We start from the raw sequence: 12,890 nt of genomic DNA on the forward strand, positions 1-12,890 counted from the left end.
TCGCCGCTGACGCCGCCTTTTCAGGCGAATGCGCCAGAAAATGCGGCAAGACCGCCCCCGAACCCTTGCCCCCACGGCAGGGAATTCCAATCTCGTGGGGGGCTTGAGACAGGGCCACGCCTAAACTAGCGTAAAACCGCTATTCTGTCGCAATGGGAAATGGCGACGGAATACCCAGCAGAGAGGAAGATGTATGACCCGGACGAGAATGCTGCTTGCCACCGCCGCGACCTTGATCGTGATGACGGGGGCTGCGCGCGCCGCTGATCCCGAAATGACAGTTTTCGACTGGGCGGGATGGGAAATCGAAGGCGTCCTGACCGACTATGTCGCCAAGCATGGCGCGAACCCCACCTACTCGTTCTACGCCGATGATGATGAGGCGTTCCAGAAGGTCAGCTCTGGCTTCAAGTCCGACGTGACGCATCCCTGCGTGGCCAGCCTGCCGCGCTACAAGGATGCCGGTCTGATCGAACCGTGGGACACCAGCAAGATCCCGGAATTCGCCAATATCAACCCGGTCCTGATGAACTCCACCTATGTGCAGGACGATGGCGGCGTTTGGTTCATCCCGACCGATTACGCCTATACCGCTGTGGCCTATAACACGACCGAAGTCCCGGCCGAGGATGTGGCGACGCTGCAGGTCTTTGCCGATCCGAAATATGCAGGGCGCATCTCGCTGCCCGACAACTCGGATGACATCTGGGCGCTGGCCTTCCTCGCCACGGGGGTGACGAACTGGGACAACGTGACGGACGAGCAGTTCCAGGCCGCGGCGGATTGGCTGCGCTCGGTGCATCCGAATGTGCGCGCCTATTGGGCGGACCCGGCGGAACTGTCGCAACTGATGGCGACGGGCGAGGTGCTGGTCGCCTGGTCGTGGAATGACGGCGTGGCGCTCCTGCAGGCCGAGAATTTCCCCGTGGGCTTCAACCGCGCCCCGGCGGAAGGCGCCTCCACCTGGTATTGCGGCTATGTGAACATGAAGGACGCGCCCGGATCGGAAGACAAGGCCTATGACTTCATCAACTCGCTGCTCGCCCATGGGTCGGCCCGCGCGCTGTTGGATGAGCTGGGCTATGCCCATTCGAACAACGCCGCCATGGCCGAAATCCCGGTCGAAGAACTGCAGGCGGCCTTCGTCGATCCGGTGACCACCACGCTTCTGGCGCAGACCCCGGTCACGGCCGAGTTCCGCGAGAAGATGATTCAGGAGTTCGAGAACATCAAGGCGGGCTTCTGATCCCTGACATGCCCTCTGCGCCGCCCGGATCCCACCGATCCGGGCGGCGTTTCTTTGCCATCGCCCCGCCCTGCGCGCACGGGGTCCCGTGCAGCGGCCTGACCGACGCGGCGAGAAAGCCCCCCGCAACTGGCCCCAACTCGCTCTTGTGACCCACACCGCCCGCGCCTATATTCATCTTGTCCGGGGTAACCCGGACTATGGCGATAAACGCACCTGTAATAGACGGCTCGGACCCGGGGGCGGTACCCGGCGGCTCCACCAATCCACCCGGTCATTGCGGGGGTTCGGGGCCGAAACAGGATCGACGAACGTTCAAAGAGGCCAGCTTTCGCTCGGTGAGGTACCACCGTTATCGGTCCAAGATCACAGTTGCCAATGACAACCGTGCTCCGGTGGCGCTGGCTGCGTAAGCGGCTCGCAATACCAAATCTAAGCCCTTGCGCTTAGCCGCGTAAGGCGGGGTTCGCAGGTACCTGGCAACAGAAACCTGCACTTTCCCCCCTCCCGCGCCCGAAGATTTTCCATAGAAAATCTTCTTCCCCTGAAAATCTTTCTGCGAAAGATTTTCAGGCTGCGCCCGCGCAGCCAAGACCCGAGAATTTTCTAGAAAATTCTCGGCCCCCTAAGCTTGCCGCAGCACAGCGCCGGGGTTGAGGATACCCATGGGATCCAGCGCGGTCTTGACCGCGCGCATCGCCGCCAGTTTGCCCGGATCGCCGTATTTCTCCAGATCGCGGACCTTCAGCCGCCCGATCCCGTGCTCGGCGCTGACCGATCCGCCCATCTCATGCACCAGATCGTGGACACAGGTCTTGATCGCGTCCCGTTCATGTTCGTGATCCTTGCGGCTGCGGCCCGGCACCGGGAAGACGTTGTAATGCAGATTGCCGTCGCCCATATGGCCAAAGCAGTTGATCCGCCACTCCCCCAGCCGCGCCAGCGCGGCATCGGCGCGGAGGATGAATTCGGGCACGGCCGACAGCGGAACCGAGATGTCATGCGACGACACCGCACCGATGCGGCGGTTCGCCTCGGGGATCGATTCGCGGATGCGCCACAGCGCCGTGCGCTGCGCCTCGGACACGGCGATCACGCCATCCTGCACCAGCCCCGCCTCTTCCGCCTCGGCGTAAAGGGTGGCCATCACCTCTTCCGCCTCGAACACCGAAGGCAGGCCCAGTTCCAACAGCACACACCATGCGGGGTGGCTGGCAAAGGGGATCGTCACCTCGGGCATCTTCTCCGCCAGAAAGTCGAGGCCCATGCGCCCGATCAGTTCAAAGGCCGACACCATCCCCGGCACCCGGGTCTGGCACAGCGTCAGCAGGCGCAGCGCAGCGGCGGGATCCGGCACGACAAGCAGCGCCGTGACCTCTGCCGCCGGGCGCGGCACCAGCCGCAGCGCGGCGGCCGTGATGATGCCCAGCGTGCCTTCCGCCCCGATCAGCAGATGGCGCAGGTCATAGCCGGAATTGTCCTTCCGCAGACGTTTCAGCCCGCCCAGAATGGACCCGTCTGCCAGCACCGCCTCGACCCCGAGGCACAGGTCGCGGGCATTGCCATAGCGCAGCACGCCGATCCCGCCCGCATTGGTGGCCAGCACGCCCCCCACGCGCGCCGTCCCCTCGCTGGCCAGCGACAGGGGGAACTGCCGCCCTGCCGCGGTGGCGGCCTCCTGCGCGGCGGCAAGGGTCATGCCCGCCTCGGCGATCAGGACGTTCTCTTCGGGCCAGAGGCCGCGCAGCGCGGCCATGCGTTCCAGCGACAGGATTACGGGCGCCGGACCTTCGGGCATGATCTGCCCGCCCACCAGACCCGTCCCCCCGCCCCAGGGCAGGATGCCCACCCGCGCGTCAGCACAGGCGCGCACGACCGCCTGCACCTCTTCGGTGCGGCGCGGATAGACCACCGCCCCCGCCTGCCCCGCCCATCGCCCGCGCGGTTCTTCCACGTAGCGGGGTTCCGCTTCGCGCACGGCGCCTTCGGGCAAAAGCACGGCGAGGCGGGCGACAAAGGCGGCATCGGCGGGGTTCAGCATGGGCATGTCTCCTTCGGCGCGGGTCCTAGCCCAGCCACAGGGCAGAGGAAAGGTTCAGAACGGAAAGTAGCGCGGTGTCAGGACCATGACCGTCATTTCGCCGGGCAGGATGGCCGCCGACAGGTCGATCTGCGGCGACGACGTCAGGACGACGGGAAACTCCCGTTCGAACTGCGCCATGACCTGCGCGAGCGTCTCGTAGGTGTTCCAATGCACCGGGATTACCACCCGAACCTGCAGATGGCGCAGCAGCGCGATCATCTGATCGGTGGGAAGCAGGTTCGGCCCTTCCACAGCGATGATCGCCACATCCAACCGGCCGATGCGGGCCAGTTGATCGGCATTCGGCATCACCTGCAACAATCCGAAATGAGCGACGCACAGCCCTTCCGTTTCAAAGATGAAGATGGAGTTACCGCCCACGCGCATCCCCTGCCCGGCCGTGCCACGGGTGTTGGTGGTGACATTGCGCACCAGCATGCCGCCAACGTGCAGGTCATGGGCGGCGGGTCGGCCCTGCGCATCCGGCCAGCCTTGCAGGATATGGGGGATCCGCGCATCCGGGGTGTCGGTCTTCTGGGTGGGAAGCGTGTCGTTCATGGTGATCACATCCGGCACCAGCGTCGTGATGCCGGGAATGTCGTTGTAATCGGTCGCGGCGATCGTGCCGTCCGATGCGATGATCACCACACCGCCATGCCCGCTGAAATGCAGCCGCACCTCGCCGGGGTTGATCGGGCCCGGATCCGGAGACCTCGGAAAAAGCCGGGGCGGCTCTGGCAGGTTGGGCGCGGGTTGTGGGGCCAATTGGGCGTGCCAGAGCCGATCCATCCCGTCGAGGCGCGACACCGCAGAACAGGATCCCGCGGCCTGCACCGGCGCTGTCAGCGGCAGAAGGGCCAGACAGGCGGCGGCAATCACGCGGGCAAGTCGGGGCAAGGGGAACGGCAATCGGGCTATCGCTTCAATAAGGCTAAAGAAAAAGGCGTGGGCTCAAGGCATGGCCTTGCCCCGACGGTAGCCTTGGACGGGCGCGCTGGGAAGGGGTTTCAGGGGATATAGGCCGGCTCCAGCACCATGATGGTGGGGCGCCCCGGCAGATCCTGCAGGGACAGGTCAAGATCGGCCCCCCCGGTTTCCACCACATCGAACTGGCCTTCCATTTCGTCGAGGAAGGTCACCAGCGACGCGCCCGAAAACCAGTGCATCGGGATCACGACCGACGCGCGCAGACGGCTGACGACTTCGGCCATGGCCTCGGTGCTCATGGTATAGCCGCCATCGACAGGGACCATGACCACGTCAAGCCGCCCGATCGCGGCGTATTGCGCATCATCGGGGATCTGATGCAGATGCCCAAGATGGCCGATGCACAGGCCGCCCGCTTCGAAGACGAAGATGGAATTGCCATCCGCCCGCGCGCCTTCGCCAAAGGGGCCGCGCGTATCGGTGGTCACGTTGCGCACCAGCATGGAACCGAGGTCAAGCTCGTGAAAGGCGGGTTGGTCGTCCGTGGGCCAGCCGGGCAGGACATGGGGGATGCGCGGATCAGGGTTCGCGGTCCAATGGGTGGAATGGGCGTTGTTCATCGTCACCACGTCGGGCACCACATCCGCGTTGCCGATATAGCCGGTGTAATCCGTCACGGCGAGGGTGCCATCCTCGGCCTCGATCGCGAAACTGGCATGGTGGATGTAACGGATGCGGACATGGCCTTCGGCCAAGGGCGTGCCGATGGAGGCATGCCAGAGCCGCTCGCCCCCCGGGGCATGGGCGAGCGCAAAGCAGTTCGACGGGATGCGCTCCTGCGCCATCCCCGGCAGGACAGCCAGACCCGCCACAAGACCCGCTGTCACAAGGATTGCCCGACCTGTCTGCCCGTTCATCGCGACCGCCCCCATTGCTCTGTGCCAAGGCAATTAGCCTGCCATCGGCACAGGCTAGCGTGGCATCACGCTTTTGTCAGGGGGGCAGGTTTTCCACAGGAAAGCGACAGGTCAGCCCACATCGGTGCGCCCGCGCCGATCCAGCCGGAGCGAGGCATAGAGCACATGGTTACGCCAGCGCCCGGCGATCTGCAGGTAGCTTTGCGCCACGCCTTCATATTTGAAGCCGCATTTCTCCAGCACCCCGCGCGAGGCGGCGTTCTCCGGCAGGCAGGCGGCCTCGATCCGGCTCAGGTCCAGCACGGTGAAGGCATGGTGGACCACGGCCTGTATCGCCTCGCGCATGTATCCCTGCCGGCTGAACCGCGCGCCGATCCAGTATCCGAGCGTGCCGGATTGCGACGGCCCGCGCCGGATATTGTCCAGCGTGATCGCCCCGAGCAGCGCCTGATCCTCGCGCCGGATCATCAAGAGCGGCAGCGCGGTGCCCTGCGCCTCGGCCCGGGCGGCCCAATAGACGCGGTTGGTGAAGGCGCGGCGGGTGAGGTGGTCGCCCGCCCAGACCGGCTCCCACGGGATCAGGAAATCGGCGCTTTCTTCCCGCAGCGCGGCCCATTGGTTCCAGTCGCCATGCGTGGGCAGGCGCAAGGTCATCCGCTCCGTCTCGACCCGGACCTTGCGGCGGAAGGTCAGCATCACGCGGCCAGCCTTGCGCGGATCGCCTCCAGATCGGGCGCGTCCGCGACCGGGCCATACAGCGCGACCGCCGCCTTGGCCCCCACCAGCCCCGCCCCATAGGCGCGCACATCGCCGGTGGAGACGGCGTCGATCTTGGCCACGGTTTCGGCCACATCCGGCACCCTTCCCCAGATGGCCAGAAGGCGCGCGTTGCGCTCGGCCCGGCTGGAGGGGCTTTCCAGCCCCATCAGGAGCCCGGCCTTGAGCTGGGCGCGCGCGCGGTTCACCTCGGCCTCGGTCATATCATCGGCGGCGCGCTTCAATTCATCGACCGTCAGACCGACGAGATCGCCGATCTCATCCTCGGACGTGCCGGCATAGACGGTGATCTGGCCGGTATCTTCATAGGCCCCGCTTTGCGCGAAGATGGAATAGCACAGGCCCCGCTCTTCGCGGATCTTCTGGAACAGGCGCGAGGACATGCCGCCCCCCATCGCCGTGGCATAGACCTGCGCGGCATAGACATCCCCCGCGCGGTAACCCGGACCCTCAAAAGCCAGCGCGAAATGGACCTGTTCCAGATCCTTGACCTCGCGCCGTTCGCCCCCGCCAAAGCGCGCCGGTTGCAGCGCGGCCTTGCCCACGGGTTTCAGCCCGCCGAAGATCGCCTCGGCCTGCGCGACGATGGCCTCATGATCCACCCGCCCCGCGGCCGCAAGGATCATCTGGTCCGGCCCGTAATGTTCGCCCACGAAACGGCGCAGGTCATCACGGCCGAAGGCCTGCACACGCTCGCTCGGGCCAAGGATGGTGCGGCCAAAGGGTTGATCGGGGTAGGATACTTCCTGCAGCCAGTCAAAGATGATGTCATCGGGCGTATCCAGCGCCTGCCCGATCTCTTGCAGGATCACGTGGCGCTCGGTCTCGATATCATCGGTGTTGAAGACGGGGTTCAGCACGATGTCGGAAATCACATCCAGCGCCAGCCCGACATCGGGGGCAAGGACGCGCGCGTAATAGGCCGTCATCTCGCGGCTGGTATAGGCGTTGATATAGCCGCCCACATCCTCGATCTCTTCGGCGATGCGCAGGGCGCTGCGCCGCTCGGTGCCCTTGAAGGCCATGTGCTCCAGAAAATGCGCGATGCCGTTCTGTTCGGCCCGCTCATGCCGCCCACCCGCCGTGACCCAGATCCCCGCCGAGGCCGACAGAAGGCCCGGCATGTCTTCGGTCACGATGCGGAAACCATTGGGAAGCGTGGTGATCTTCAGGCTCAATGCCCGGTCCTTTCGCGGATGAGGGCCTGCAAGGCGGCCAAGTCATTGGCCACGCGCGTCACACGCTCGGGCCGGGAGTAAAGGTCGCCCATGCGGGGCGGCAAGGCCGGACGCAGGCCCATCGCGCCTTCCACGGCATCGGGGAACTTGGCGGGATGGGCGGTGGCCAGCGTGATCATCGGGGTGGGGCCGAGGTTTTCCTCGGCCACCTTCACGCCCACGGCGGAATGGGGGCAAAGCACCTCGCCCGTGGCGGCATGGGCCGCGCGGATGGTGGCCGTCGTTTCCTCTTCCGAGCAGCGGCCCGAGGCAAAGGTCGCGCGCAGCATCTCAAGCGCGCCCTGGCTGATGTGGAAGCCGCCCGCCTTGAGTTCGGCCATCAGCTGCGCCACCGCCGCGCCGTCGCGGCCATAGGCATCGAAAAGGGCACGCTCGAAGTTGGACGACACCTGAATATCCATGGACGGGCTGATGGACGGCTTCACCCCATCAGTCACATAGGCGCCCGACCGCAGCGCGCGGTCAAGGATATCGTTCTGATTGGTGGCGATCACCAGCTTCTCGATGGGCAGGCCCATCTGGCGGGCGATATAGCCTGCAAAGATATCGCCGAAATTGCCGGTGGGCACCGTGAAGCTGACCGCGCGATGCGGCGCACCGAGGGCGACGGCAGAGAAGAAGTAATAGACAACCTGCGCCAGAACCCGCGCCCAGTTGATGGAATTCACCCCCGCCAGCCGCACGCCATCGCGGAAGGCGAAATCGTTGAACATGTCCTTAACGCGCGCCTGGCAATCGTCGAAATCGCCATCCATGGCCAGCGCGTGGACATTTGCCTCGACCGGCGTGGTCATCTGGCGGCGCTGCACCTCTGACACGCGGCCATGCGGGTAAAGGATGAACAGATCCACATTGCCAAGGCCCCGGAAGGCCTCCATCGCCGCCGACCCGGTATCGCCCGAGGTGGCGCCCACGATGGTGATGCGCTGGCCCGATTTCTCCAACGCCGCCTGCATCATCTGCCCGATGAGCTGCATGGCGAAATCCTTGAAGGCCAGCGTCGGCCCGTGGAACAGTTCCAGCAGGAAATGGTTGGGGGCAAGCTGCACCAGCGGCGCGCGGGCGGCATGGCCAAAGCCCGCATAGGCGCGGGCGATCAGGCCACGGAATTCGTCATCCCCGAACGTATCGCCAAGGAAGGGGCGCATCACGCGGAAGGCCGTCTCCTCATAGCTTTGCCCGGCCAGCGCGGCGATGGCGTCCTTGCTCATCACCGGCACGGCCTCGGGGACGTAAAGGCCACCGTCACGCGCAAGGCCTGTCATCATCGCCTCGCCGAAGTTCAAAACCGGCGCCGCCCCACGGGTCGAGATGTATTTCATCGCTTTGCCTTCAAACCGTCCGCTGCCTGATACGCCACAGAAGATACGCTGTCATCCCCAGCCAGACGGCCGCCAGCGAAAACCATGTGATGGCGTAGCTCAGATGATCATTGGGAATACCCGATGTATCGACGGGCATCGGTTCGATCGCGCCACCGGTTGGCCTGCGCGCGACAATTAATGTCGCCTCTGTATCCAGCGCGGCCGCCATGGCGGGCACGTCACGGGCAAACCACAGGCCGGTGGTCGGGTCGGGCGGCGGGGTGAAACCATCCACCTCATCGGGCCAGTGCAGGTTTCCCTCCACCACGGCGGGGCCAGAGACGCGCGGATCGTCGCGCGCATCCTGCGGCAGGAACCCGCGATCCACCATGATGCGGCGGCCCGAGGTGGTTTCAAACACCTCGATCACGCGCAGTCCGGGGCCGATCTGCTTGCGGCTGACCAGCACATCCAGATGCTCGCCCGTGAAGCGGCCATCGACCGCCACGGGAAGGTAACGATCCGCCTGCGGATCGGGCGTGACAGGCAGCGCCACCGGCGCATCCGTGATGCGCGCGGCGATATCGGCCAGCACGCCCTGCTTCCACGACAGGCGCTGCACCTGCCAGACGCCCAGCGACAGCAGAACAGCCGCACCGACAAGGCCGATCAGAAGGGGCACGATCATGCGGCGGGTCATGGTTTTCTCCGGCTCAAAAGGAAAGGCGCGCATCCGGCCCCGGATCCGCGCCTTGCTGCAGGGGTCGGGGGGCGGGGCGCCGCCCCCCGGGTCTCCGATCAGGCGGGATCAGCGACCCCAGACATAGATCGAAGCAAAGAGGAACAGCCAGACCACATCGACAAAGTGCCAGTACCATGCCGCCGCCTCGAACCCGATATGCTTTTCGGGGGTGAAATGCCCCTTCATCGCCCGGATCAGGCACACGAGCAGGAAGATCGTGCCGATAATGACGTGAAAGCCGTGGAAGCCCGTCGCCATGAAGAAGTTGGCGCCATAGATGTTGCCCGCAAAGCCGAAGGCCGCATGGCTGTATTCATAGGCCTGAAAGCCCGTGAAGATCACACCCAGCGCGATGGCAAGGATCAGGCCGTTGATCAGGTCTTTGCGGTTGTTCTCATGCACCAACGCATGGTGCGCCCAGGTCGCCGCCGCACCCGAGCAGAGCAGGATCAGCGTGTTGATCAGCGGCAGGTGCCACGGATCAAATGTCTCGATCCCCGCGGGCGGCCAGACGCCATCAATGGCCGGGCTTTGCGGCCCCATCGGATAGAGCGCGTGCTTGAAGAAGGACCAGAACCACGCCGCGAAGAACATCACTTCCGACATGATGAACATGATGAAGCCGTAGCGCAGGCCGATGCGCACCACAGGCGTGTGATCGCCGACCTGGCTTTCTTTCACCACATCCGCCCACCAGCCGAACATCACGTAAAGGACGCCGACAAAGCCGATCAGGCCAAGCCACGGCCCCTGCCCGTGCATCCACAGCACCGCGCCGAACAGCATGACAAACGCCGCGACCGCGCTCAGGAAGGGCCAGATCGACGGCGGCAGGATATGGTAATCGTGGTTCTTGGCGTGTGCCATTCCGGTTCCCTCGTGTTTTATTCTCAGTTTACCGCTTCGCCCGCGGGCGCGGCAAGGGCGGCCTGCTCTTCGGGCAGGTCGATCTCATAGAAGGTGTAGGACAGCGTGATCTCTTTCACGAACTGGCCTTCGGGGTCCTTGACCATCTCGGGGTCCACGAAAAAGCTGACCGGCATTTCCACCCGTTCGCCCGGCTGCAGCACCTGTTCGGTAAAGCAGAAGCAGGCGATCTTGTCGAAATAGCCCCCCGCCGCCTCGGGCGCGACGTTGAAGCTGGCGGTGCCGGCCACCACGCGATCCGTGGGATTGTAGGCCTCGTAGAAGGCCAGTGCGTTCTCGCCGATCCGCACCGTCATTTCGCGCTGCACGGGGCGGAATTGCCACGGCATCCCGCGTTCGATCGAGGCGTCGAATTTCACCACCACGGTCTGGTCAAGGATCGTGTCGGGTGCGCTTTCCGCCACGCCCGTGGTGCCGCCAAAGCCGGTGACACGGCAGAACCAGTCATAAAACGGGACCGCCGCGAAAGACAGCGACGCCATCAGAACGACCACGCCCCCCAGATAGGCCGCCGTCCGCTGCTGCCCCGACAAGCGCTGTGTCATTCCCCCGCCCCTCCTTCGACTGCCATTTCAGGGCGGACCGTATGGTCAAAGCCCTGCATCGGATCGCCCCGCGTGACCTTCACCACCGTCAGGGCAAAGACCAGCAGGATGAACAGGCCAAGCGTCACCGCCACCCCGACATTCCGCCCAAGGCGGCGCTTGTGAAGTTCATGTTCCGGCTTGAACACCATCACCACCCCCCAAGCCCGTAGGGCTTTAGCGTCGCTTCGGCGAGGAAGGCCGCGAAATGGAGGAAGAGGTAATAGAGCGAGAAGCGGAAGACCGCCTTCTCCACCGCATAGCCATCCGCCTCGGCCACGCCCTCATCCCGCCGCCAGATCCGCCACGCGCCGATCAGGAACCACGCGTTCAGCGCCAGTGCCACGGCAAGGTAGACGGGGCCGCCGATGGAGGTGAAGGCCGCACCCACGGCCACGGGGGCCAAGAGGATCGTGTAGATCAGCACATGGTTGCGCGTCGCCCGGCGGCCATGGGTCACCGTCAGCATCGGCACGCCGGCCTTGGAATAGTCATCCTTCATGAACAGCGCCAGCGCCCAGAAATGCGGCGGAGTCCACATGAAGATCAGCGCGAACATCAGCAGGCTTTCCACGGACACCCCGCCCGTGGCGCAGGCCCAGCCGATCATGGGCGGAAAGGCCCCCGCCGCGCCACCGATGACGATGTTCTGCGGCGTGGATCGTTTCAGCCACATCGAATAGACGACGGCATAGAAAAAGATCGTGAAGGCCAGAAGCGCCGCCGCCAGCCAATTCGCCGCCAGCCCCAGCATGATCACGGACAGGCCCGAAAGCCCCAAACCCACGCCCAGCGCCTCGCCCGCCTCCACCTTCCCGGCAGGAACCGGGCGGCCCCGCGTGCGCCGCATCACGGCGTCGATATCCGCATCCCACCACATGTTCAGCGCACCCGATGCGCCCGCGCCCAGCGCGATGAACAGAATGGATGCAAAGGCGATCACGGGATGCACGCCGACCGGCGCCACCAACAGGCCCACCAGCGCGGTAAAAATCACAAGCGACATGACGCGCGGCTTCAGAAGCTGCACATAATCGCCGAAACTGGCGTCGCCGTTTTGGTCGAGGGCGCGGATATCGCTCATGCCCGTACTTCTTCCTCCAGGTGGGTCAATGGCCCCGGCGCTTGCGGGGCCACCCCTGCCTCAATCTGCCGCGATCAATCTGCCGCGAACCGTCTGCCGCGATCAGTTCGACGCCAGATCGACCGGCGCGGCCAGATCCGCATCCGACAGCAGAACGTCACCCGTGCTGCGCGCCTTGGCGACCCATGCGGCATAGGCCTCTTCCGACACCACCTTCACGGTGATGGGCATATAGGCATGGTCCTTCCCGCAAAGCTCCGAGCACTGGCCAAAGTAGATGCCTTCACGCTCGGCGCTGAACCACAGCTGCGCCAGACGGCCCGGCACCGCATCCTGCATCACGCCAAAGGCCGGGATCTTCCACGAATGGATCACATCCGCCGCCGTCACGTTCATCACAACCGTCTTGCCCACGGGCACGACAACCGCCGTATCGGTGGCCAGAAGATACTGGTTCGGCTCATAGCCATATTGCGCCAGCTGGTCGCGCTGCAGCAAGAAGCTGTCAAAGGCGATCGGATCCGCCGCCTCATCCGCCGTCACGCCATCGTCGGTATATTCATAGGACCAGTACCACTGCGCGCCCGTCACCTTGATGGTCACATCCGCCACCGGGATTTCCTGCTGCTTGAACAGCACGGGCAGCGAGAAGGCCCCGATGAAGAACAGGATCAGGATCGGCACCACCGTCCACGCCACTTCAAGCGGCGTGTTGTGCGTGAAGGTGGAGGGCGACTTGTTCGCCTTCTGGTTGAAACGGATCATCACCCAGATGAGCAGCGCGGTCACAAAGATCGTGATGACCGTGATGATGATGAGCAGGAGATGATCAAGCCCCTGCAGATCGCGGGCGAGTTCCGTCGCCGCGGGCTGAAAGCCCGTCTGCTGCGGCAGCGGTTGGCCCACCACCTCCAGCCCCTGCGCGAAGGCCGCGCCTGACAGGAACATGCCGGAAGCGGCCGCCGTCAGAGCTTTCATCTTGGTCATAAGACGCATGTTCGTATCCCGTTCGCGTGCGCGGCTTTTCGCCGCTGCCGTTTTGCCCACGTGCCGCCCGCAAC

Annotated in this window: 13 protein-coding genes and 1 other RNA gene; 2 read left to right on the forward strand and 12 right to left on the reverse strand. The window is 64.8% G+C overall.

Translation table 11 applies throughout. The annotated features are described in order from the left end of the window. The first annotated feature begins 193 nt into the window (after nucleotides 1-193). Together GU920_RS01280 and ssrA are read left to right on the forward strand one after the other, a co-directional pair. Nucleotides 194-1,246, forward strand: coding sequence for an ABC transporter substrate-binding protein (locus GU920_RS01280; RefSeq protein ID WP_161765147.1), 1,053 nt, complete (start codon nucleotides 194-196; stop codon nucleotides 1,244-1,246). 142 nt (nucleotides 1,247-1,388) lie between these two features. Then, nucleotides 1,389-1,743: a transfer-messenger RNA gene (ssrA, locus tag GU920_RS01285) on the forward strand. A gap of 128 nt (nucleotides 1,744-1,871) precedes the next feature. On the opposite strand, the gene GU920_RS01290 is transcribed toward ssrA, so the two are convergent. From GU920_RS01290 to coxB, 12 genes are all read right to left on the reverse strand, one after another. After that, the gene (locus GU920_RS01290) at nucleotides 1,872-3,293 is read right to left on the reverse strand and encodes an FAD-binding oxidoreductase (protein WP_161765149.1); all 1,422 of its coding nucleotides are present in this window, start codon (nucleotides 3,291-3,293) and stop codon (nucleotides 1,872-1,874) included. 48 nt (nucleotides 3,294-3,341) lie between these two features. Next, nucleotides 3,342-4,226: an MBL fold metallo-hydrolase gene (locus tag GU920_RS01295; protein ID WP_161765151.1), complete on the reverse strand. Its 885-nt coding sequence runs from the start codon at nucleotides 4,224-4,226 to the stop codon at nucleotides 3,342-3,344. A 110-nt stretch (nucleotides 4,227-4,336) separates the two neighbouring features. Further along, nucleotides 4,337-5,149: an MBL fold metallo-hydrolase gene (locus GU920_RS01300; protein WP_394351544.1), complete on the reverse strand. Its 813-nt coding sequence runs from the start codon at nucleotides 5,147-5,149 to the stop codon at nucleotides 4,337-4,339. A gap of 135 nt (nucleotides 5,150-5,284) precedes the next feature. Continuing rightward, nucleotides 5,285-5,869 carry a GNAT family N-acetyltransferase gene (locus GU920_RS01305; RefSeq protein ID WP_161766468.1) on the reverse strand — a complete coding sequence of 195 codons (585 nt, stop codon included), beginning with the start codon at nucleotides 5,867-5,869 and terminating at the stop codon, nucleotides 5,285-5,287. Then, nucleotides 5,869-7,074, reverse strand: a complete 1,206-nt coding sequence (locus GU920_RS01310) for a M16 family metallopeptidase (protein ID WP_394351545.1) — start codon at nucleotides 7,072-7,074, stop codon at nucleotides 5,869-5,871. The genes GU920_RS01305 and GU920_RS01310 overlap by 1 nt, the downstream gene beginning before the upstream one ends. Nucleotides 7,075-7,124: 50 nt before the next feature. After that, entirely contained in the window at nucleotides 7,125-8,510 is a 1,386-nt protein-coding gene (thrC, locus tag GU920_RS01315) for a threonine synthase (RefSeq protein WP_161765156.1), read from the reverse strand. Nucleotides 8,511-8,520: 10 nt separating this feature from the next. Further along, nucleotides 8,521-9,192 carry an SURF1 family protein gene (locus tag GU920_RS01320; protein WP_161765158.1) on the reverse strand — a complete coding sequence of 224 codons (672 nt, stop codon included), beginning with the start codon at nucleotides 9,190-9,192 and terminating at the stop codon, nucleotides 8,521-8,523. Nucleotides 9,193-9,300: 108 nt separating this feature from the next. After that, nucleotides 9,301-10,101 (reverse strand): cytochrome c oxidase subunit 3, encoded by an 801-nt coding sequence (locus GU920_RS01325; RefSeq protein ID WP_161765160.1) that lies wholly within the window; start codon nucleotides 10,099-10,101, stop codon nucleotides 9,301-9,303. Nucleotides 10,102-10,124: 23 nt separating this feature from the next. Beyond that, nucleotides 10,125-10,706, reverse strand: coding sequence for a cytochrome c oxidase assembly protein (locus GU920_RS01330; protein ID WP_161765162.1), 582 nt, complete (start codon nucleotides 10,704-10,706; stop codon nucleotides 10,125-10,127). Further along, nucleotides 10,703-10,897, reverse strand: a complete 195-nt coding sequence (locus tag GU920_RS01335) for a hypothetical protein (RefSeq protein WP_161765164.1) — start codon at nucleotides 10,895-10,897, stop codon at nucleotides 10,703-10,705. Before GU920_RS01335 ends, GU920_RS01330 begins: the two co-directional genes overlap by 4 nt. Beyond that, complete coding sequence (gene cyoE / locus GU920_RS01340) at nucleotides 10,897-11,829, reverse strand: heme o synthase (RefSeq protein ID WP_161765166.1); 933 nt, start codon at nucleotides 11,827-11,829, stop codon at nucleotides 10,897-10,899. The genes GU920_RS01335 and cyoE overlap by 1 nt, the downstream gene beginning before the upstream one ends. Before the next feature lie 102 nt (nucleotides 11,830-11,931). Further along, entirely contained in the window at nucleotides 11,932-12,825 is an 894-nt protein-coding gene (gene coxB, locus GU920_RS01345; protein WP_394351518.1) for a cytochrome c oxidase subunit II, read from the reverse strand. Nucleotides 12,826-12,890 lie beyond the last annotated feature (65 nt).

The sequence above is a fragment of the Paragemmobacter ruber genome (assembly GCF_009908315.1).
Lineage (GTDB): Bacteria > Pseudomonadota > Alphaproteobacteria > Rhodobacterales > Rhodobacteraceae > Paragemmobacter > Paragemmobacter ruber.